This window comes from Sphingopyxis macrogoltabida, from assembly GCF_001314325.1.
Classification (GTDB): Bacteria; Pseudomonadota; Alphaproteobacteria; order Sphingomonadales; family Sphingomonadaceae; genus Sphingopyxis; species Sphingopyxis macrogoltabida.
This window is the reverse complement of record NZ_CP009429.1, coordinates 4,496,571-4,517,234: the sequence shown is the minus strand read 5'-3', so window position 1 is coordinate 4,517,234 and position 20,664 is coordinate 4,496,571. Positions and strand designations below refer to the sequence as shown.

16 protein-coding genes and 1 riboswitch are annotated in these 20,664 nt (G+C 62.8%); of the genes, 5 read left to right on the top strand and 11 right to left on the bottom strand.

The features are described from left to right. Nucleotides 1-192: 192 nt before the first annotated feature. From LH19_RS21875 to LH19_RS21850, 6 genes are all read right to left on the bottom strand, one after another. On the bottom strand, nucleotides 193-957 hold the full coding sequence (locus LH19_RS21875) for an ABC transporter ATP-binding protein (protein ID WP_054731836.1): 765 nt from the start codon (nucleotides 955-957) through the stop codon (nucleotides 193-195). After that, nucleotides 950-1,933, bottom strand: coding sequence for a FecCD family ABC transporter permease (locus tag LH19_RS21870; protein WP_054731835.1), 984 nt, complete (start codon nucleotides 1,931-1,933; stop codon nucleotides 950-952). Before LH19_RS21870 ends, LH19_RS21875 begins: the two co-directional genes overlap by 8 nt. After that, nucleotides 1,933-2,727 carry an ABC transporter substrate-binding protein gene (locus LH19_RS21865; RefSeq protein ID WP_054731834.1) on the bottom strand — a complete coding sequence of 265 codons (795 nt, stop codon included), beginning with the start codon at nucleotides 2,725-2,727 and terminating at the stop codon, nucleotides 1,933-1,935. The genes LH19_RS21870 and LH19_RS21865 overlap by 1 nt, the downstream gene beginning before the upstream one ends. Before the next feature lie 23 nt (nucleotides 2,728-2,750). Then, a complete protein-coding gene (locus LH19_RS21860; protein WP_054731833.1) occupies nucleotides 2,751-4,703 on the bottom strand; it encodes a TonB-dependent receptor plug domain-containing protein in 1,953 nt (650 codons plus the stop codon). A 76-nt stretch (nucleotides 4,704-4,779) separates the two neighbouring features. After that, a riboswitch (cobalamin riboswitch) is annotated at nucleotides 4,780-4,968 on the bottom strand. Between the two features lie 251 nt (nucleotides 4,969-5,219). Beyond that, a complete protein-coding gene (locus tag LH19_RS21855; protein WP_234715998.1) occupies nucleotides 5,220-5,459 on the bottom strand; it encodes a hypothetical protein in 240 nt (79 codons plus the stop codon). Between the two features lie 630 nt (nucleotides 5,460-6,089). Beyond that, on the bottom strand, nucleotides 6,090-7,856 hold the full coding sequence (locus LH19_RS21850) for a sensor domain-containing diguanylate cyclase (RefSeq protein ID WP_201258391.1): 1,767 nt from the start codon (nucleotides 7,854-7,856) through the stop codon (nucleotides 6,090-6,092). A gap of 1,373 nt (nucleotides 7,857-9,229) precedes the next feature. Here LH19_RS21850 and LH19_RS21835 point away from each other — a divergent pair. Together LH19_RS21835 and LH19_RS21830 are read left to right on the top strand one after the other, a co-directional pair. Further along, on the top strand, nucleotides 9,230-9,511 hold the full coding sequence (locus LH19_RS21835; protein ID WP_234715997.1) for a hypothetical protein: 282 nt from the start codon (nucleotides 9,230-9,232) through the stop codon (nucleotides 9,509-9,511). 442 nt (nucleotides 9,512-9,953) lie between these two features. Continuing rightward, nucleotides 9,954-10,538 (top strand): protein-methionine-sulfoxide reductase heme-binding subunit MsrQ, encoded by a 585-nt coding sequence (locus tag LH19_RS21830; protein WP_234715996.1) that lies wholly within the window; start codon nucleotides 9,954-9,956, stop codon nucleotides 10,536-10,538. Here LH19_RS21830 and LH19_RS21825 read toward each other — a convergent pair. From LH19_RS21825 to LH19_RS21815, 3 genes are all read right to left on the bottom strand, one after another. Further along, the gene (locus LH19_RS21825; protein ID WP_054731828.1) at nucleotides 10,523-11,032 is read right to left on the bottom strand and encodes a helix-hairpin-helix domain-containing protein; all 510 of its coding nucleotides are present in this window, start codon (nucleotides 11,030-11,032) and stop codon (nucleotides 10,523-10,525) included. The genes LH19_RS21830 and LH19_RS21825 overlap by 16 nt on opposite strands. A 116-nt stretch (nucleotides 11,033-11,148) precedes the next feature. After that, nucleotides 11,149-12,486, bottom strand: a complete 1,338-nt coding sequence (locus tag LH19_RS21820; RefSeq protein ID WP_054731827.1) for a type II toxin-antitoxin system HipA family toxin — start codon at nucleotides 12,484-12,486, stop codon at nucleotides 11,149-11,151. A 1-nt stretch (nucleotide 12,487) separates the two neighbouring features. Beyond that, nucleotides 12,488-12,736 (bottom strand): helix-turn-helix domain-containing protein, encoded by a 249-nt coding sequence (locus LH19_RS21815; protein WP_054731826.1) that lies wholly within the window; start codon nucleotides 12,734-12,736, stop codon nucleotides 12,488-12,490. 480 nt (nucleotides 12,737-13,216) lie between these two features. Between LH19_RS21815 and LH19_RS29695 the strand changes: the two genes are divergently transcribed. From LH19_RS29695 to LH19_RS21805, 3 genes are all read left to right on the top strand, one after another. Further along, nucleotides 13,217-13,351, top strand: coding sequence for a hypothetical protein (locus LH19_RS29695; protein ID WP_257720444.1), 135 nt, complete (start codon nucleotides 13,217-13,219; stop codon nucleotides 13,349-13,351). A gap of 61 nt (nucleotides 13,352-13,412) precedes the next feature. Beyond that, a complete protein-coding gene (locus tag LH19_RS21810; protein ID WP_158514470.1) occupies nucleotides 13,413-14,045 on the top strand; it encodes a lasso peptide biosynthesis B2 protein in 633 nt (210 codons plus the stop codon). Continuing rightward, a complete protein-coding gene (locus LH19_RS21805) occupies nucleotides 14,042-15,832 on the top strand; it encodes an asparagine synthase-related protein (RefSeq protein WP_054731824.1) in 1,791 nt (596 codons plus the stop codon). The genes LH19_RS21810 and LH19_RS21805 overlap by 4 nt, the downstream gene beginning before the upstream one ends. Here the strand turns inward: LH19_RS21805 and LH19_RS21800 are convergent. Continuing rightward, on the bottom strand, nucleotides 15,760-17,940 hold the full coding sequence (locus tag LH19_RS21800) for a prolyl oligopeptidase family serine peptidase (protein WP_054731823.1): 2,181 nt from the start codon (nucleotides 17,938-17,940) through the stop codon (nucleotides 15,760-15,762). The genes LH19_RS21805 and LH19_RS21800 overlap by 73 nt on opposite strands. A gap of 2 nt (nucleotides 17,941-17,942) precedes the next feature. Continuing rightward, entirely contained in the window at nucleotides 17,943-20,480 is a 2,538-nt protein-coding gene (locus tag LH19_RS21795; RefSeq protein ID WP_054731822.1) for a TonB-dependent receptor, read from the bottom strand. Nucleotides 20,481-20,664: the final 184 nt, after the last annotated feature.

The window sequence follows — 20,664 nt, the reverse complement described above, 5'->3', positions numbered from 1 at the left end:
TTGCCCCCGCATCTCAATCGCCTTCTGCGGCACGTACAACTCGTGACGGGGGAAAACGATCCCGTTCCCGCGGTGTTGTCGCGAAATAATTCCTGCCCGATCCTCGTTTCGTCGAATCGTCATGAGACGGTGAATGCTTCGCTGCTGTGATCTCGTGCACAGCCGGCCGGTTTATTTGAAGGGGCTATAAGCTCAGTCGTTCCGGGGGCCGCCGCAGATCGCGACAGAGCGGACGCGTTCGTCGTCGTCGACTTCGACGTGCACTTCGACGCCGAATATAGCTGCCGCATTGGCCGTCAGCGCCGCGGGCTCGGGGGGCGTTTCGGCCTCGATGCGGCCGCCCATCATCCAGACGATCCGATCGGCGAACTGCGCGGCGAGGTTGAGATCGTGGAGCACAACGGCGATTCCGCGGCCCTCGCGGCTCCGCTTCGCAAGTCGCGCCATCGTGTCGATCTGGCGTTTGGGGTCGAGTGCGGCGGTCGGCTCGTCCAGCAGCAGCAGCGGCGTTTCGGCAGCGAATGTACGGGCGAGCGCGACCAGCGCCAGCTCGCCCCCCGAAAGCGTCGCGGTAGAGCGGCCTTCCAAGGCCTCGCAGCCGACCTCCTCCAGCCAGCGCCCCGCCGGAATATTCCGCTTCATGTCTTCCGCGCCGAAGACATAACGTCCGAGTGCGACCATATCGGCGACGAGGATCGGCCACGCCACCTCGGCGCGCTGGGGCAGATAGGCGAGCGCGCGTGCGCGCGTCAGTGGATCGAGGCTGTCGAGGGCCAGATTATCGAGCGAAACCGTCCCGCTGTCGGGACGCAGCAGGCCCGCGAGAATGCGAAGCAGGCTGCTCTTCCCCGAACCGTTGGGGCCGACGATGGCGACCAGTTCCCCCGGTGACAGGGTAAAGTCGGTGTTGCCGAGCCGGTCGGCGATCGCGACGTTCCGCGCGGCAAGTTCAGTCATGGCGCACATTCCCCCGTCGCAGCACGATGAGCAGGAAGATCGGCGCGCCGGCCAGCGCGGCAACCACGCCGAGCCGCAATTCGGTGTCGGTCGGGAGCAGCCGGACCAGCATATCGGCGGCGATCAGCATGATTGCGCCGGCCAGCGCCGCCGGGACGAGCGTCCGGCCGGGATCGTGTCCGGCCCATGGCCGCACGAGATGCGGAGCGACGATCCCGACGAAGCCGACCGACCCGGCAAGCGCGACCGACGCTCCCGTCGCGAGGCCGGTGGCGATGACGACGATGAGCTGCGTGCGGCGAAAGTCGAGACCGTGTGCGATCGCGGCTTCCTCGCCGATCGAAAGCAGCGAGAGTTGCCGGCGCTGGGTCAGGAGCAGCGCCATCCCGGCCGCCATGAACGGCACCGTGAGCCCGAGATCGGACAGCGAGCGGTTGGCGACTGACCCGAGCGTCCAGGTGACGAGGTCGGACAGCGAAAAGGGGTTGGGCGCGAAATTGAGGATCAGCGCCATCAGTGCCCCGGTCAGGCTCGACAGGCCGACGCCGATCAGGATCAGTGTCGCCATGCCGCGCGTCCGCACCGCCGCCGAAGCGAGTAGCGCGGTAACCAGCCCGGCGCCGACGATCGCGCCAACCGGCAGCGCCCATGACCAGAGCGCCGACAGGCCGAAATAGAGCGTCAGCGTCGCGCCGAGCGTCGCGCCCGACGATACGCCGAGGATGCCGGGTTCGGCGAGCGGATTGCGCGTCAGTGCTTGGAGAGCCGCGCCGCAAACCGCCAGGGCCGCTCCGACGATCGCCGCGCTCAGCACGCGGGGCAGGCGGATGTCGGCGACGATGGTTGCTGCTGCCGGGTCGCTTCCCGTCGCCCAGTCGAACAGCAGACGCGGCGCAACGCCATCGGCGCCGGTCATCAGCGCCGCCACGGCGATGAAGACGAGCAGAACCGCGAGCAGGATGTTGGTGCGCCGCATCAGCCTTCCTTTCGCGCTTCGGAAAGCCTTGCGACGGCATGGCCCGCAAGCCAGTTGCCGCAGGCGAGCCAGCTTCCCGGCACTTCGACCTCTTTTGCCCGACGCGACGCTTGGGCGACGACGGGATGGAGGGACGATGACCAGCGATCCTGCCGGTAACGGGCGCTGTCGTAGAAGGCGCGGAAGACCACATCGGGCGGACGGCGAACCATCTCCTCGAGCGGCAGCGTGCCCCACCCGGGCTGTTCGCGATAGGGCTTCAGTCCCGCGGCGGCGATGACATCTGCGACGAACGAACCCGGGCCGGTGGTGACATCGCCGGGCGTCACATAGAGTGCGCTCTGTGCCGGCGCCGCCGTGCCGCGCGCCGCCGCCAGCTCTGCATCATAGCCGGCAAGCAACGCCGTCGCCTTTGTCTCCGCGTCCAGTTCGGCGGCGACGCGCCGCATGTCGCCCGCGACGTCGCCGAGCGTTCCGGCATAGCCGAGCTGGACGACGCGGATTCCCATCGAGCGTAGCTGTCGGTCGAGCCGGGCGTCGCCGCGAAAGGAACGAACGACGATTGCGGGGCGAAGTGCGGCGATATCCTCGATTTGCGGGCGCAGCCGCGGGAGACCGCGAGCGCGGGGCGCCGCGAAGCTCGCGTCGCTTTCCGCCTCGAACGACACGGCGCGCACCCGCTCGCGCGGCAGCAATCCCAGCACCATCTGGTCGGCGCAGAAATCGATGCTGACGACGCCGCGGCGTTCGGGCAGCGGCGCGCGCTGCTGGCAGCCTGTCAGGACCGCCAACATTGCGAGAGCCGCCGCCGATCGCATCAGAAGCTGACGCGCACGCCGCCATAGGCCGCGCGGCCTTGCGTACGATAGCTGAAGACCTCCTCATAATCCTCGTTCGCGAGATTTTCGACGCGGGCGAAGACCGAGATGGCGTCGGTCAGCTTGTAGTTCGCGTTGAGGTTCACCAGCACATATTCCTTCAGCGACACGGTGGTCGGCGCGAAGAAGATCGGGTCGAGGAAGGCGACGTCGGTCTGGCGGCCGTTATAGCGCAGCGTCAGCGTCGTCGAAAAGCGCTCGTCGTTGCTGAAGATCGTCGCGTTGAAGCTGGCGACATGCTTCGGCCGGCGCACCTCGACCGCGCCGTTCTCGCGCGCTTTCAGCCAGGTGTACGCAAGGTCGAGCTCGATCTGGGGGATCGGGCGCGCCGAGGCGAACACTTCGACGCCGCGCTGCTTCGACGTCGTCGTGCGATTGGCCGGCGTCGCGATGAAATCGGGGGCGGGGTAGGTCGTGTAGATCTCGCCCTTCAGCTTGTTGTCGAAATAGGTGACGCCGATCGTCGCCTGATTGTCGCCGATCGTCTGTTCGATCCCCGCTTCCCAGCCCTTCGATTTTTCGGGGCGGAGGTCGGGGTTGCCGATGAACACGCCGTCCGAATAGCCGTAAAGCTCGTAATAGCCCGGGTTCTTGACGCCGGTGCCATAGGCGCCGCGAATGCGCGTGCCGGTGGGCAGCTTGTAGCTCGACTGGATGCGGAAGGTCGTTGCGTCGTCGAAGCGGTCGTTCTCGTCGTGACGCACCGAGGCGCCTACGGCGAAGGCGTCGCCCGCGAGCAGCTCATATTGCCCGACGAAGCCGATATTGTCGGTGTCGCGCTTGCCCTGGAAGACGAAGGGCGAGGGGGTGGTGTTGCGGAATTCCTCGCGTTCGACGTCGACCGCCGCGGTCAGCCGGTGGACGACGGTATCGGTGCCAAAACGCAGGCTCGATTCGAACGAGCCCTTGTAACGGCGCCCTTCGCTGCCGCCGTCGCGGCCGAAAGCCGAATAACTCTTGCGCACCGTGTCGGTGACCTGCCCGGTCAGCGCGTTGGTCCAGCGGCCGTCGAGCGCGGTGAATTCGGCGCGTAGCAGCCCATGGAAGGACTGGCTGGTGTAATAGGCGCCGGGGCTGTCGACGATGGTGCCATAGAGCGGGCTGGTGCCGTCGAACTCGCTGTTGTTGAACTCGGCATCGGTATAGCCGTAACGCGCGACGCCGGTCAGCTTGAAGCTCTCCGACGGCGACCAGATCAGCTTGCCGCTCACCCCGACATTGTCCGACCCGATGTCGCGGGTGCCGAAGCGTGCGGTGGGCGACCCGCCGGTGTGGAGATAGGCCCCCGAAACCGCATAATCGAGATCCCCGGCGACGCCCGCGACGCGCACGTCGCCGGAGAAGGTCTCGAACGAACCGCCTTCGGCGCGGGCGCTGATCCCGGGCGCTTCGGCGCCGGTCAGCGTGATATAGTGAACGACCCCGCCGATCGCATCCGACCCGTAAAGCGACGATTGCTGGCCGCGCAGCACCTCGATCCGCGCGGCGGGCGAGGCGATCAGCGTGCCGAAATCATATTCGCCGTTGAACGGATCGGACACCTCGATGCCGTCGATCAGCGTCAGAACATGATTGCCCTCGGTGCCGCGGATGCGAAGCTGCGTCTGCCCGCCGATCGCGCCAAGCCGGCTGACGGCTACGCCCGGCACGTCGCGCAGCACGTCCGAAAGCACCCGCGTCTGGCGGTTTTCGATCGTCTTGGCATCGAGCACGGTGACCGACGAGCCGAGCTGGTCGATGCGGATGCCTTCGCCCGAACGCGATGCGGTGACGACGATTGTGTCGCCGGCTTCGTCGGTGGTCGCGAGATCGGGGTTTGCCTGGGCGAATGCGGGCGATGCCGCGGCGATGGCGAGCGCCGACAGGCTCGCACGATAAACAGCAATATTCATTATAGTCCCTCCAACGTAACGGCTTTGCCGTCACGCGAGGAACCTCGCCTGCCGCCGGTACACCCCGCCCGCGACAGATAACGGCGACGCTCGGGCAGGTCTCCTGGCTGGTCGGGTCACCGGGGAATGCGGCCTTCCCGGGGCGTGGGCCCCAGTGGCTATGTCGCATCCACCTCGCCGACTTACAGTTGCGGGGGCAGCGCCGGATTTCACCGGACTTCCCTTTTCATCCCCGTTGCCGGGGAACCTGAGGTCACGGGGCGGGCGGCTAGCAAACGCTCCGTAAAACCGCAATGATCAATCTCGTGGAGCGTGCAGGCCTCCTTGCTGAAACGATCAGGGTGCGCTTCGTGACGCTCGGAACGTGCTGAAAGCGGGCCGTACGACAGGAGTGCGAAGGAGCGATCTCCTATGAAACCGCAGCCCACTGTTCCATTGGCCCTGGATTCGCTTGTCGGTACGACGTCAAATCCGAGCGATATCGCAAGGGGGAAGCGCGTGGGCAAGAAACTGCGCCTAATATTCGCTTCCCGGGCGATCCGGATGGGCGCGGCGCCAGCGAAGGCCCATCATCAATATCCACGGCCAGAATATCGTGTTGATGATGTCAAACGCGGAATCCGGCATCCGCCACACGCCGTGCGCAATCCTGTCGGCAATTTCCTTCAGCAAGGCTGCCGTCAAAACGAAAAGAAAGGGCACCCAGGTAGCAAGCGATCGTCGGGTGATGATCCTGGCAAGGATCAATATCGCCATGCCGCCGTGAACATGGGCGAGACTGTCCGATGCCCCGGTCATGCTTGCTATTTCGCCGCTGAGCGGGCGGTAAAAGTCGATAATAAATTGCATTCCGCCTGCATGGTCAGGCGCGGATTTGCAGTCAACGGCTGCCGTCGGAAAATAAGGAGATTCTGTACCGGGGTATTGCGACGGAAATATTTGCTTCGGGCCGCCGCTGCGCGGGGTGCTGTACCCTCATCTTCATCGGTCATCGCTATAGAGCAAAATAGAAGCCGCGATATTAGGAGGCGCCGATTGGTCATCAGCGCCCCCCCTTCCCGTCGGCGCAGTGCAGAAGCAGCGACAGGATTGCCCTTCCTAAGAGCTCTTCAGCGCTTTGCAAGTGCACGCTTTCGAGGTAGAAATAACAGGATGATAGACGACGCCTCCGAGAGTTGTGCGGCCGACAGATGCCCGTCGAGGCGATGGCCCGACGGCCGAGTTGGTGCCGGTGAAGAGAGCTCCATCGACGGGCGCCCTTGATCGGCCCGATCACTTGCGGTGACTGCCAAATATGACATCTTCGGCCACCGCGACGGAATAAGTCGCGATGCACTTCCTTGGCGTTCGGGCATCCTCCTGATCGCCCTTTCGGGGCCGCAATATTCACCGGTCGCGCAATATTTTCGTCTGAAGTCGCTCGGGACATGCGCCGGAACGATTCTCTGGATGTCCGGACGAAGGCTTGCGTTTCCCCACACCGTCGAACTTGACGCTATTTCGGCCCGCCGCCTTGGCTTGGTAAAGCATTTTGTCCGCGCGTTCGAACTGCGACCGGAATCCGGGTTCGCTCAAAGTCGCACTCGCCAATGCGCTGACGCCCATACTGGCCGTTACCGGCCCGGAAAGGCCAGACACGGCCTTGGCTACCATGGCGGGAATCGCCCGTCTTCGGCGCTCCGCCAGATCGAAGCCATTGTCACTGCGTAGCAGGAGGACAAATTCCTCGCCTCCGAGGCGGTAGGCGAGCACATCGGCGGTGGGTTGAAGTGCCGTGGCGACCGCCTTGAGTACCGCATCGCCAACTACATGCCCGTGAGTATCGTTGATCTGCTTGAAATGATCCAGGTCAAGGACCGCCAAGGTGTCGAAGCCCTCGGCGCGATGTTCGGCGTAGCGCTCCTCAAGCGCCCGGCGATTCAACAATCCGGTCAACGAATCGCGTTCGGAGAGGCGTTCGAGCAATTCGGCTTCCGTGCGCGCGCGGTCGCGTTGTTTCTTGAGGGTCATGAACCGATCGGCAACGCCCATCGCAGTCGACATGACTTCGAACACGCAGCCACAATAGAAGAGCAACATCGCGTCCTCGCTTTCCAGCGAGGGCAGGAGACCTGTTACGAGTCGTGTCAGGCCGACCGCGACCATCGGCGCCCAACCGACCATCTGATATTTCGCTGCGCGGCTGCCGCGCCGGAGGGCGTCGATCATCGACCAGATGAAAATTGCGAGAATGGGGGCGAATCCGGCAGTATAAATGGTCGACTGGACCGGCCGTGCGACAAACGGGAAGGCGGCATGGAACATGCTCAGGAAAATGGCCGCCCCGGCGCAATAAGGCAGGGAGTGTCGTAGCTTTGGGTGGAGGCATCCCGGCTCGACAAAGCTGTATGTGAACATCGCACCTGCTGCGACCGAGAGGCCGAACGTCATCGTAGCCATCCAGCTGAGCGTCATGACCGGAAGGCCGAGGAGGATGGGAGATAGACCCGAGGATATCAGGATGGTGAGTACTAGCGAAACGGCAAGCGCCGAATGCCAGAGGACGAACGGCTCGCGCAGTATGCGATAAAAGGCCGCATTGAAGATGAGCGGCATCAGCAACATTCCGACCAGGCCGGCCAGCAAGATCAGGAAGCGCGTCTGGCCGGGGCTTTGGGTATCATCTTCCAAGGTCAGATAGGCTTGCTCAAGTGTCATGCGATGGGTTGGTCGATCGAAAGCCACGATGATTTGTCGCGTTTGCTGCGATAATTTCGGCAGACCCACTTTGAAAAATCCGCCGTAGCGTGAGTTGATGAGCGCGTCTGCATCGATAGTTTTCCGATGTACCGCGCCGCCAGCCTCCACCGACAAGATGTGGACTGCTTCCAGAGCTGCCCTTCTCGAGAAAAGGTAGCGTGGAGGCGCGTTATGTTGAGTGATCTCGAAGCGGAGCAACACCCGCTCGGCCTCGATCGAATATTCATGGTTTCCGCAATGCCATTGCCGGGTTGCCTTGTACGCCGCCACCGGGTCTTCCGACAGCGATGTGGCCGCCCAGCAGGAGCTTCCGATGTTCGTCGTCGGCGCGGCGGCCATTGGGGGAGAGCAAGCGGTCAGCAGAATGATCAAGCCCGCTAACGCAATCGCAATCTTGTCGACGAGCCATGACATTCACGATTAATGACATTGAAAGTTTAGAATGCAGTTAACCATGGCCGGCACAGGCGCCGCCATTTGCGTTATTCAGATGGAGTGGCCGATGCGTTTTCGCGACCGCGAGGCCGGCGATTTCAATTTGTGCGTTGGGGGAAGGATCCAAACCCGGCTTACATGCCCACGCCGCCGCCAAAGCGTCGGCCCGCTTCCCGCCTCCATTCTACCAGTCTTCATTCTACCAGTCATTGCCGATTCGGCTACCATGACCGGAAACGAGCGATTGCGGATGTGATCAGCAGTCGTTTTCCGGATGTCGCTTGTAATCTCGGATGATCCCGTCCGGGCCGAACGCCACATTTATGACTGGCTTGCCCTCCCTCCAAAGCACCCGATAGAAATGCTCGGCGGCGGGTCTAAATTCCAAGCCTCCTCCGCTAACCGACGCGACCATAGGGATTGCCAGCACCATACCCACTTTGCGCTTCTCGTATCTAAACGGCAGTACTTCCGGGTTCTGTCCGATCCGAATTCCCGTATGCCGAACGCGTAAGGCTGGCGCATCAACAGCGACGTAGCATCCCAGCACTGGTGCGGGATCGACGGCGCGAGGCTCGTCGACGCTGGAACAACTGCTCAGGAATAGCGCTGCGAGTAGCGGGTAGGATCGCTGAATCATGGCAAATGGAAAGTAGGGCTGTCGTCGAAATGGTCAACGTCATTTCCCCACCCCATTCCGGCCATTCCCGTCCCCGCTGAACCCTGTCCAAACGGCCAAATGCCCCCAGCTTTTGACGACGGGCGCCAGCCGCGGCAAACTTGGTATTTCGGAGAAATTGCGCAGCGTCCCGAGATCGTCATTAGGGCGCAGCAACCGCCTCGACATGGTCCAAATCACCACCATGCCGACAGGCTCAGGCAAGCACCCTTCTTAGAAAGCTGTTGACGCATTGCGGATCGCGACGAGCGCATCTACTTCCATTAAACACGCGTGAACCGAGAGGAATCTGGGGCCCACCGCGCCCTCTTCGGATATATCAAAAACCCCGCCGGGCACAGGCCCGGCGGGGTCACGAGCGGATTGTCGAGAAGACGGTCACAGCGATCCGCTCAATGCTTTGGAGAAGCGTTCGCGTAACGCTCAGTCTTGGGATCGGTTGCAGAGAAAATCCCCGCCGGAGAAGCGTTCGCCCGGCGGGGATCAGGTTTGCCCGCGCCCACTCGAAGACAGGAGGATGGACGCGGTCGGATAACGCTAAAGTAACGATAGGGTTGCGGCGGTCCGTGATAACCAGCGCAGGGCCGCCCGGCTGATGACGGTGAAGCGCTGATCGGCGGCACGCAACTCTATCTGTGCTGCGGCGTTAGCACTTCGATCGAACGGAGGGATAATGATCATGAAGAAGTTGTTCGTAACGCTTGGTGCAACGTCCGCATTGTTGCTTGGAGCTTGTCAGAGCCCGGCCGCTGACAAGGTCGAGGACCAAGCCGAAGCCAAGGCCGAAGCGATAGACGACCAGGCCGATGCGATGCCCGAAGGACCCGCAAAGGAGGCGATGGAGAAGAAGGCCGACATCGTTGAGGAGCAGGGTGAGGAAAAGGCGAACGCCATGGATGATAATGGCGAAATCGCTCCATCCGAAACCGGGGTTGGCGACACGCAGAAGAAGTAGGATTGCCTTCCCCTAAAAGGCATCCTGAAGGGCGTCGCCTTTGCGGCGCCCTTCATATTTTCGGCGCAAAGATTTTGGGAGCTGCGGCAAGGCGTGTCGCGCAGAATAGGGACCGGCAACAATAGAGCCGGACGCTCCCATTAGGCGCGAGCTTTCCGCGAAAGACGAACAGCTTGATTGCGGCAGGCGGCGGGTGAAAGTCGGCGGGAAAAATTCGCTGGAGTGGCAGCGACCATCTCCCGGTTAGTGTCGATCGGCACGGGCCGGCACGTTTTCATGTTTAAATCGCAACGTGCGGAAGCCAGAAGTCGCGGCAAGTTGACCGTTTGAACCGAAATCCGGCTGACTTGAAACCATCGGTTGCGAGGACTCCTCGGTTTGCCGATAACGCTTTTTGCAGCTGCTGCGTCATTGCTCGCTTAGCCTCCGATCGAAAGAGACTATGAAAACCGTCGCACACTCCCGTCCGCTATTGTGGCTGATACTGGCTCTGCCTGGTCTGTGGATGCTTGGGCGCTGGGCGGCGACGCCGGAGCTTTACGGTTACGGGCACATCATCGGCGACACCGGCGAGTGGGCGGTGTGGCTCCTTATGCTGACGCTGGCAGTCACGCCGATCCGTCTCATGTTCCGGCGTCAAAACTGGGCGCAGTGGCTGATGCGGCGGCGGCGCGATTTGGGTGTGGCCAGCTTTGCGTATGCCGCCAGCCACACCATAATTTATCTGATCCGAAAGGGTTCGCTCGATATATTGCTGACCGAGCTTTCCACTCCTTATATCCTTGTCGGGTGGTTCGCGCTGGCGTTGTTCGTTCCGCTTGCGGCCACATCCAACGACTTCGCGACCCGAGCCCTCAAGCGGTCATGGAAACGCCTTCACCGGCTCGTCTATCCCGCGGCGATACTCGTCTTCCTTCATTGGGTCCTGCTGGCATTCGATCCCACCACCGCCTATATTCACATAGCGATCCTGACCGTGATCGAACTGGTCAGGGTCGGCCTGCAGCGGCGTCAAAGAGTGACGTAATTGCGGAATCGCGCCACCTCGGCTTTGTCTACATATTTGCCAATTTCGCGGTCGAACACGCCCATGTCCGCATAGGGACGGTATTCGAGGAATTCGTGGACCATCTTGTCGGTCATGCCGGGGATGAGCTTGATGTCCGCTTCGCTGCCGGTGTTGAGATTGACCGGAACGAACACGCCGACGAGAACCTTCGCCGCTTCGTCCGCTTTCAGTTTTTCGAGGAGCTTTTTGTTCAGCGCCGAGGCATTGGCATAGGGCTTTCCGGCCACGATCGCGGCGGCAAGTTCGGGCGTCACCCCTTCCACGCCAGCAAGCTGTTCCGCAGTTGCGGTATTCGCATCCAGTACGGTCGCGGTCGCTGCGGGCGCCGCCGTTCCGACATCTGCCGTTGGCGTCTGTTCGGCGGTTTTCGAAGCCTCATCGGCACCGCCCGAGCAGGCGGACAGGGTCAAGGCGGTTCCGGCGAGAGCCGCAGCGATTACGAATTTCCGCATAAAATGTCCTTTTATGTTGGGGGGAAATTGTATTTAGCAGATTTGGTCTGAAGATGTGAGCCGCTCATTCGTGTGCGGCCTTTTCGAGTTCGGCAATATATTCCATGCCGATCCGATTACCGATACGCATCTTCAAGGCGCGACAGCCGCTTCGTCATAGCATCCCCGACGCTTTCATGGATATCGCGCGCAAAATCCTTGGGCATGCGGGCGAGGGCCTGTTCGGCGGCGCTTGGTGCTTTCGCAAGAATATCGTCGATCATCGCCTTTGTCTGGGTTTTGCCGAAACCGGCTTCGCGCGCCGTCTCGACAAAGTGCCGGCCCGATATGTCGAGAATCTTGTACTTGCGGCTGGTGCCGACCGACATCGCGAGCTTGTAGCGGTTGTTGGGGATCTGCTTCTTGTCGAATGCCGGCTGCGCCGACAGCACGTCGTAAAAGGGGGTGAGGGCAAAGCCTCCCCCGGGGCGAAGGAAGATGCTGAAATTCTTACCGTGCCCGTCGGTCGCACCGATCAGCCAGAAGATGATCTGGCTTTTGAAGAAGTCGGCGCGATCCTTTGCTGGTTCGTCGCTCGCGGCAAGCAGTTTCAATATGTCGACGGCGCTTGGCCCGTTCTGATGGCCGATGACGGTCGACTGATATTTGCGGGTCGGGGGGATACCCAGCGCCTGGCAGCAATCCTCTTGAGGAATACGCAGCAGCTCGCGATCGCCGCGCCATTGGCGATCGAAACGTTCAATGACGAGCACGCGGCGCTTGCCGAAGGTTTGGATATGCGTCTGAGCGACATCGAGTCCAAACTGCTCGAGCAGCGTCAGGCAATAATGCTCGTTGTCCACACTTGAGGCCATGTCGATGACGCCACTCGCGGTTGGTATCTCGCCGATCTGGGGCTTGAGAATATGCGTCGTCGGGGTGATGCCGATCGGCGTCATCCACCGTTTTTCGAGATTGAGAAGCGCTGTCTTTTCTTGGGCGCCCGCCACCGAAATCCGGAACTCGTGCTCGGGATCGATGCCGAGCGGCACGCCGCTAAGATTGGCAAGCATCTTCTCGATTGCTTTATCGCTGATCGGCTCGCCCCGGATGACGCGATCTTCGCCGCCGTTTTCGTCGTGCGGCAGGAATTGCATTGCGCCGACGCAGTCGCGACCGATCTGTTCGAGCAAGCTGTAGGCGTCTGTCCCCGCCGCGCTGGTGCGCTCGGCGACACGTCTCCGGATATTGGGATTGTCGGGAAGGAGGTTGTCGAACACCGCGATTACGGGTGCGCCGCGGTAGCTAGTGCTGCGCAATGGAAGCGAAAGCGAAATCGCAAAGCGATGCTCCCATGCAAGCCAGCTTTCATCGTAACGGAAGCTGATCGCGCCGCTCGCTTCTTGCTCCAGCTGGCCCGCAAGGCGCCCGTTTATCAGGATGTCGAGTGGAATGTGCGTCTTCTTGCGCGCCATTTCAGAAGATGTCGCCGATATTCTGGCTTGCCTTGGTTCGGGCGCTGATCTCGATGTTGAGATCGAGTGCGGCGAGCACGAGAAGAAGCGTCTCGAGCTTTGTGCCGTCGCTGCCTTGCTCGATACTCGATATAGTTTTTTGTTGCTTGCCGATCACCTCGGCAAGCTGCTGCTGTGAGATGCCTTTGCGGGCGCGAGCGTCCTGAATATAGGCGCCTAGCTGCTTAGCGGTTCGTACCATCTGACTCATGCCTTGTCTCCGCGCGCTGATATACCCTCTAAGGTATAAGAATGCAATATACCCCGCAGGGTATAATTTCCAAATACACCCTGTGGGGTATAGATTTGCGAGATGCTCTAGAGGTCCGATTTCAAGTTCGAGTCGCGCGCGAATTCCGGGCGAACGCCATAGGACATTGATGAATGCGACGAGCGAGGCGCGAGCAGCTTCATCCATTCCGCCTCATGTCTGCGCGGAGATAAACGCAGATGCAGCCTTGGTCGGACTCTAATATAGATTGCATCTGATCGAGACACCAGGTGAGAAAAAGCAATGATAATACCGGGTTAGTGAAGATCTTTTGAAGGGGCTATAAAAGTAATTCTGAGAATAAAAATAATCAGAATATATTCCAATTATAATCAGATTATAAAATTAATATATGGGATTTCAGGAATATACTCTCGTTGCGACTCAATCCCGGGTCGCGATATGGTAGAGAGAGTAAACATGAACAAGAGCGAAATCAGCATCGTCGATCTTGGCGATGCGCGCGTCGAAACCCGCGGCACCGGCGAACTCGGCCCGCTGGACATCCAGACGTTCCAGCGGACGTACAATGCCGGCATTCAGGCCGACGATTGACGCGATGGGCGTGCGGCACCGCCAGAGGTGCCGCACGCACGCGCTCGTCGAGCTATTCCGCATGACCGACCACCGCCTCCGGCCTGGCCTCAGCTACTGCATGATCGGCTCGCGCGCGATCTTCCTCGATCTTGCGGCAAGTCGCTATTTCCTCCTCGAAGGCGCGGGTGCGGAGCATCTGGCGGCCTTTGCCGAAGGAACATCAAGCGCGGATGGCCTCGCATGGCTCCTTGAGCAGGGTCTGATCGAACCCGGTGCCTCGCAGGCGGCGCGCGTTAGCGCGCCATCGCCGGTTGCCAGTCTGCATGACCGGCATCTCGGGACACCAAAGCCGTGGCTGCTCCTCGAAGCGATTGCCGGACAGTCCTGTGCTCGCCGAAGTCTCGCCCATCATTCGCTCGGCGCGCTGCTCGAAGCTTCCGCCGTTCCGGGCGCCGACGCCGACCCTGTCCAGTTGCGCCCCATTGCAGCCGCGATCGAGCGCGCCTCGCGCTACCGCGACGCGACCGACCAATGCCTCGCGCGCGGCCTCGCGATGCGCGCGATGCTGGCACGCCGCGGTCTGTCCGCTGATGTGGTGATCGGCGTCATGCTGCCTTTCGCAGCGCATTGCTGGATTCAGTCGGGCACAACCGTGCTCAGCGATCCGCTCGATCGCATCGCCAATTTTACGCCCTTGCTGACGGTGCGATGAGGTTCTCCTTTCGCCTCCATATCGCACCGTCCGGCCTCGCGGCGCCCGCCGACCATGATGCCGAACGCGGTCCATCGGCATGGGAAGCGCGCGCCGCGAGGCTATGGAGTTCAGCCCCGCTCATCGACCTCGGCGACCGGGGCTTCATCGTCGGGCCATTGTTCCGCCGTGAAGCTTCCTCGACGCGCGTGACCGACCTCGATCCCGCCGAGCGACGGGGCATATTGAAGACGGGCGGTAGAGCACTGCTCGCGAATTACTGGGGCGGATATGTCGCACTGCTGATCGCCGAGGACGGCACCCCGTCTGTCCTGCGCGACCCCTCCGGAATGATGCCTTGCTATATGCGACGCGACGGGGCGTACATCGCGCTGGCGAGCGACATGACGGCGCTCGCGGCGCCGGGCAGCGCGGTCGTCGACTTTGCTTCGCTCGCTCGCATGTTTGCAGGCATCGACGTGATCGGACGACGGACGGGTATCGCCGGCATAGAAGAACTTTTCCCTGGCGAGCGGCTAACGGTAACCTCGTCGGGCAGCCGCATCGAGCAGGCCTGGTCGCCATGGCATCATGTCGCCCCGACGCCGGGGATGGACTTCGCGTCGGCGGTGGCCGCTTTGCGCACCACGCTCAACGACAGCATCGGGGCCTGGTCGACCTGCTTCGACAAAATCCTCGTCGGGGTGTCGGGCGGGCTCGACAGTTCGATCGTCGCAGCCGCGCTCCGTCCACGAACGCCAGGGCTGGGTTGCCTGACGATGGTCGAGCCGAGGACCGATGGCGACGAACGACGCTATGCCGAAGCGATGGTCCGGAAGCTCGGGGCGCGCCTTGCGGCGCCGGTCTATGACCTTGATGCCGTCGATGTTGCGCGACCGGTGTTGCCGCATTTACCATTGCCCTACGCGCTCCACTTCTTTCAGGCGATCGAAGCGGAACATCGGAGGCTTAGCGAGCCCGTCGATGCCTATTTCTCGGGCAATGGCGGCGACAACATCTTCTGCGGTTTGCGCAGTGCCGTCCCGCTCGCAGACCGCCTGCTCGCGAAAGGGCTTCGCCCTGGCCTCCTCCAGACTGCTCGCGATCTCGCCGATCTCACTGGATCGGGAATGGCGGCGGTCGCGGGCAAGGCCTGGGAGCGGGTCCGACGCCGGAAGGCCGGGCATCGCGTTCGCCGCGACCTTAGCGGTCTTGGCCCTGCCGGGCGCGTTGCGGCGCTGGACGATGGCGATCACCATCCATGGATCACGGCGCCACCGCGCACGCTGCCGGGAAAGGCCGCGCATGTCGCGATGCTTGCCCGCGCGCAGAAGAGCATCGAACTCTATCCGCGCAGCAGTGCGCCGCCGCAGATTTCGCCTCTCTTGTCGCAGCCGATCGTCGAACTCTGCCTCTCGATCCCGACATGGTATTGGGTACGCGGCGGGCGTGACCGCGCGGTCGCCCGCACGGCCTTCGAGGGGCTGCTCCCCGAACTCATTCTCGAACGGCGGACCAAGGGCAGCCCGAGCGGTTTCATCCGGCGCGTCTTCGACGCGCAGGGCGAAGCGGCTATCGCGATCCTGCGCGGCGGGCGGCTCGTCGAGGCCGGACTGATCGATCCCGAGTGGCTGGAGCGCGCAGGCGAGGGTCTATGGCGGGACGACGGCCGCGATCACCGCATCCTGACCTTCGCGGCCGCCGAGGCGTGGGTTCGCTGGTGGGAGGAGGGGGCTTATCCTCCCGGCTCGCCGCCCGGACCATCACAGCGCGGCGCCGCGGCACCCATTTTGTCCCAGAGCGGATAGCGATCGGCGAAGGGCGATCCCGGATCGCGTTTGCCAAGCAGCCAATAGTCGAACCACGCGATATTCTCCTGCATCGCGCCGACCCGGTTCGACGGGATATGGAAGATATGCGTCTCGTCCGAAGACGCATCCTCGCCCGGATAGAGGCTGAGCTGCGCCGGCACGCCGGCTTTGCGAAGCGCGGTGTAAAAGTCGATCGACGGGATATAGGGCGCCGCGACCTGTTGCAGGATCGCGCCGCAGACTTCGCCCGCGCGCAGCGATGGCGAGAGGCGCCGATAGTGGGCGAGGGCTGCGGGATCGGTCGGCGGGCCGCCGAACACCGCATCATAGGAACCCGAGACATCGGCGTAGAAGGCGGGTTCGAGATATCCGCCGTCGCCGCTCGATGCGGCCCGGAACATATGCGAGTTGGTCATCGTGACATTGACCATCTGCGAGCCGCGGCTGTAGCCTGCGATCCCGACACGCGCCGGATCGATGACACCCGCATCGACAAGTTCCTTCACCGCATCCTCATAGCTCGCGACGCCGTTGAGCCAGATCAATTGCTGTAGTCTCTCGGGCGCCAAGTCTTTCGTCTCGTCGATCCACGCATCATAGGCCGCGCGGATTTCGGCATTCTGGCGGGAACTCGGATCGTTTACGAGCAGCACGACATAGCCGCGCTCGGCGAAGAGCTGGACCGGATATTCCCACTGATTCTCGCGGTTCGCGAAGCGGTCGTCGGCATCGGTGCCGTGGGTGACGAGGATCGCGGGGTAGCGTTTGCCCTTCTCATATCCGCGCGGCCAGACGATGTAGCCGGTCGCCTTGTAGCCGTGACGATTGACCCATGTGCGCGGTTCGATGTTCAGCGGATCGATCGCCTCATGCGCCTGCGATACGGGCGCCACCCGCCAGATCTCGCCACTCGCGACGTCGACCGTCACCACGGCGGGCGGCGTAGTCTGGCCTTGGACGATACAGGCGCCGCGATCGAGCGACGGCACGAAGTCACAAATATTGAGGCTATGCTCGCCGCCGATCGTGCGGACCTTGCCATTCCCGACGACCGCAAGTCCGAAGCGCGGATTGTCGATCGTGCGCGTGCCGGCAATCGCGCGCTTGCCGTCGAGCGAGCGGAAGCCGCCGACGGCACGGCCGTCGCCGACCGCGAAGGGAAAGCGGCCATAGCTGCGGACCTTCCCGCCGGGGAGGGTTTCGACGAGTTCGCGTTCATCTCCATTGCCCTGCGACGAGAGCCTCCCGCCATCTGGTCCCGGCAGGAGCCAGTAAACCCGCTCGACCTTCGGATCGAGCAAGCGGGCCTTTCGGTCGGCAAAGACCCAAGCCATTGTCACGACCTCCTGTTGGCCGTCGGCGCCGACTTCCATCACATCATACTGAACCTCGTTCTTCTGCCAGCGGATGTGATTGCGGTCGAAGAAGGTCGTGAGATCGCTCTGGGGACGCTTGCCGAGAAGGATGTCCCTCCCGTCCGGCTCGCGCAGATAGATCGACGCGGTTGCCTGACCGGGCGATCGGCGTCTCGCGCGTTCGGCCGTGACATCGTCGTCGTAGCGGACGGCCTTGCCTTTGGGTTCGGCATCGACCGTGACATAGAAGAGGCGCCGTCCATCCGGTGACCAGCTATGCGCCCGGACGCCGGTCGACAGCGGTGCATGGCCGTAGCCGGGAAAAACGGCGCCCTCTCTGTCGCCGAAGATCGCCGTCGCGGGATGGAGGACAAGCGGGCTTACCGCCCCGGTCGATCCGATCCTGTAGAGCTGCACGCCGTCCCCTTTGTCGATCCGTGCGCTCCAGTCCGACGTGTCGGGGACACGGCTGAGCTGGTCGATCCAGCGGGCTCTGAGCAGTTCACTTGTCGTTCCGCTTGCCAGATCAACGCGCCGCAGGATCGCAACAGTGCGATCGCTCTCCCGGTCGGCAACGCGAACGACATAGGCTGCGCTTTTCCCGTCGGCCGAGATGGCAAGAGCGCGGACTTCGGGCGCGGTGAGCTGATCGTCGAGCGTCCATCGCCGTTTCGCTTCGGTACCGAGAGCGGGCGCGGCGAGCAGGGCGCCGACCAGCGCCACGCTCGCGAGGGCCATATGCCGCGCCATGATCACCACTCCTGCCGGACGGTGATGCCGATGAAGCGGCCCGCCGCGGAATAGTTGGTCGTGTCGAACGAGGTGTCGGCGGGCAGCGCCGTCGAGATCGCTTCAGGCTTGGCATCGAAGAGGTTGAGGGCCGCGAGCGAGACTTCGCTGCCCTTCCACACACGCGCCCGCGCCGTCAGATCGACCGTCGTATAGGCCGGGATGCGAACGGCCGTGGCCTGCCGGTTGTCGTCGAGCCCGCTCATATGATTGACGAAGGTCGCCAGCGAGAAGCGCTCGCCGCCATAAGTCAGCCCGGCGCGTCCGCGAAACCGGGCCGGGTGAAAGAGCGTGCCCGCGAGGCGCGTCCAGTCGGCGCCCGGCAGAAGTTGCTGACGGCTCTTGAGGAAGCTTCCAGCAGCCGAGACCGTCAATGCCTCGTCGCCCGCGAGTTCGATGCGGTAGCGCATCGACAGGTCGATTCCCGAATATCGCTGGCGTGCGATATTCCGGTCGCGGGCGTCGATGAAGGCGACGACATTCGCGGGATTATAGGGGCGTCCCGCCCCATTCTCGAGGCCGAGCAGGGCGCCGTCGATAATCGCCGCAAGATCGGCGGCATCGGGGCTCAGCGTGACCAGACCGGCATAAAGCGGATTGTCGAGTACGCCGAGGAGAGACGGGATCGGCGGAGCGACCCTGTCGCTATAATCGATCCTGTACCACGCCGCAGTCAGTTCGAGGCCGCGCGCCGGGGTGAACTGCGCGCTGAGGGTGAGGTTCTTCGATCGCTCCGGCCCGATCCGGCTGTCTGGGCCTGCCGCGAAGACGATATCCGCGCTGGCCGGATAACCGCTGCCGTAGCGCGCGGCGCGTGCGAGCACCGCCGAATAGCCGCTATATTGCTGATAGAGCGTCGGCATCTTGAACGAGCGGCCCCAGGATGCGCCGAGGCGCAGCATCTCTACAGGCTCCCAGACCATCCCGAGCTTCGGCGTGATGATGCTCTCGGCGTCCGAATAATCCTCGAAACGCAGCGCTCCGGTCAGCGACAGGCGGTGCAGTCCGGCGATGTCCTGCGAGGGGGAGGTAAGGGGAAGGAGGAGTTCGCCATAAGCGAAGATATTGTCGCGCCGCCGCTCGATGTCGCCGGTCGGCGATGCGGCGAAGAAATGATTGCGCCGCGCGCCGCCCCCGAAGGCGATGCGCACATCGCCCGCCGGCAGCGCGAACAGCGGACCTTGGAAGCCCGCTTCGAGCGCAAGGTTGCGGTTGAAGAAATGCTTGTCGGTGCGTTGCAGGAGATCACCGCCGAAATAGAGATCGGTGAAACCGCCCGTGCGATCGGTTCCGAAGAAACCGCTCCCCTTGAAGCGCCAGTCGCCGCCGAGTTCCGCGGTCAGGGTCGGCGCGATCCCGAAAATCTCGGAGGTGCTGAGATTGTCGAGTCCGAATTGGTCCGGCGTGATGGTCAGGCTGTATCCGGTCGCGGAACGAAGACGGCTTTTCTTGTAGAGAAGGTCGGCGGCGAGCGTGATGTCGGGTCCGATGGCCTGATGGCCGCTCACCAGCAGCGAGTGGCGCGAAATCGCCGGGAAGAGCGTCGTTTCGGGATTGGCGGCACCGCCATAATCGCGATCTCCGGCCTTGATCGCCGTGGAGCGGCTATAGTCATAGGCGGCGAGCAGGCCGCCCGACGCCCAGCTCTTGCCGCCGAGCAGGCCATATTGTTGCTGGACATTGCCCCCGTCGGTCGAGCCGCCGACGCGCGCCATCGCCGACAGACCATCATAGTCGCGTTTTAGCAGGATATTGACGACACCCGCGACTGCATCGGCGCCGTAGATTGCCGAGGCGCCGTCGGCGACGATCTCGATCCGCTCGACCGCCGACACCGGGATCGCGCTCACGTCGATGACCGAGGAGACGCCGGTGTAGGCGAAACGATTGCCGTTGAGCAGGGTCAGCGTCGCGTTGGGGCCGATGCCGCGAAGGTTGAAGGTCGAGGCGCCATTGGCGTTGGCATTTTCGTTGGGTGCGCCTTGGCTGTTGCCGATGCCGGGATTCTGGCCGCCGCCGAAGTTCTGCGGCAGGCTGCGCGCAACTTCGCCAAGATCGGTCTGCCCCCCGTTCCGGATGTCCTCGGCCGAGACGCGGGTGACCGGCACCGCCGCGGGCGCGCCCACGATGCGCGTGCCGGTCACGATGATCTCCTCGGCAGGAGTCTCGTCCGGCGTTTCGGCCGCGGATCGCCCCGCGATAATGACCGCGCCCTTTTCGTAACGCGCTACGAGGCCGGTTCCGCGAATTAGCCCGTCGATGGCTTCGCGTGCAGTCATTCTCCCGACAAGCGATGATGATGTGCGACCCTCGAGATCGCGGGCCGAGACATAGAGTTCGATCCCCGCTTGGGCGGCGACGCTACGCAGCGCATCGCCGAGATCCTGCCGCGGCAGGTTGAAGCTTTGCTGCTCTCGCTGGAATGCGTGTGCCGTCCCCGGCGTCAGCGCCATCGCGGCGCCTGCCATCAGCGCCGCGAGCGACTGAGATTTTCCGGACATGTTTCCCCCTTCATCGTTGGGCCGTGCGCGGGTTGCACGGCCGGCAAAGGGGAAAGACGGCGAGAGAGCGGAAACCCTAGTGAGCTTCGAAGATTTTTTCGCTGCAGATGGGCCAGGGGAGGGCCGACTTTCGGTTGCCTGGTCGAGAAGCGTAACAGGGCGCCTCAGTGTGACAGCACATATC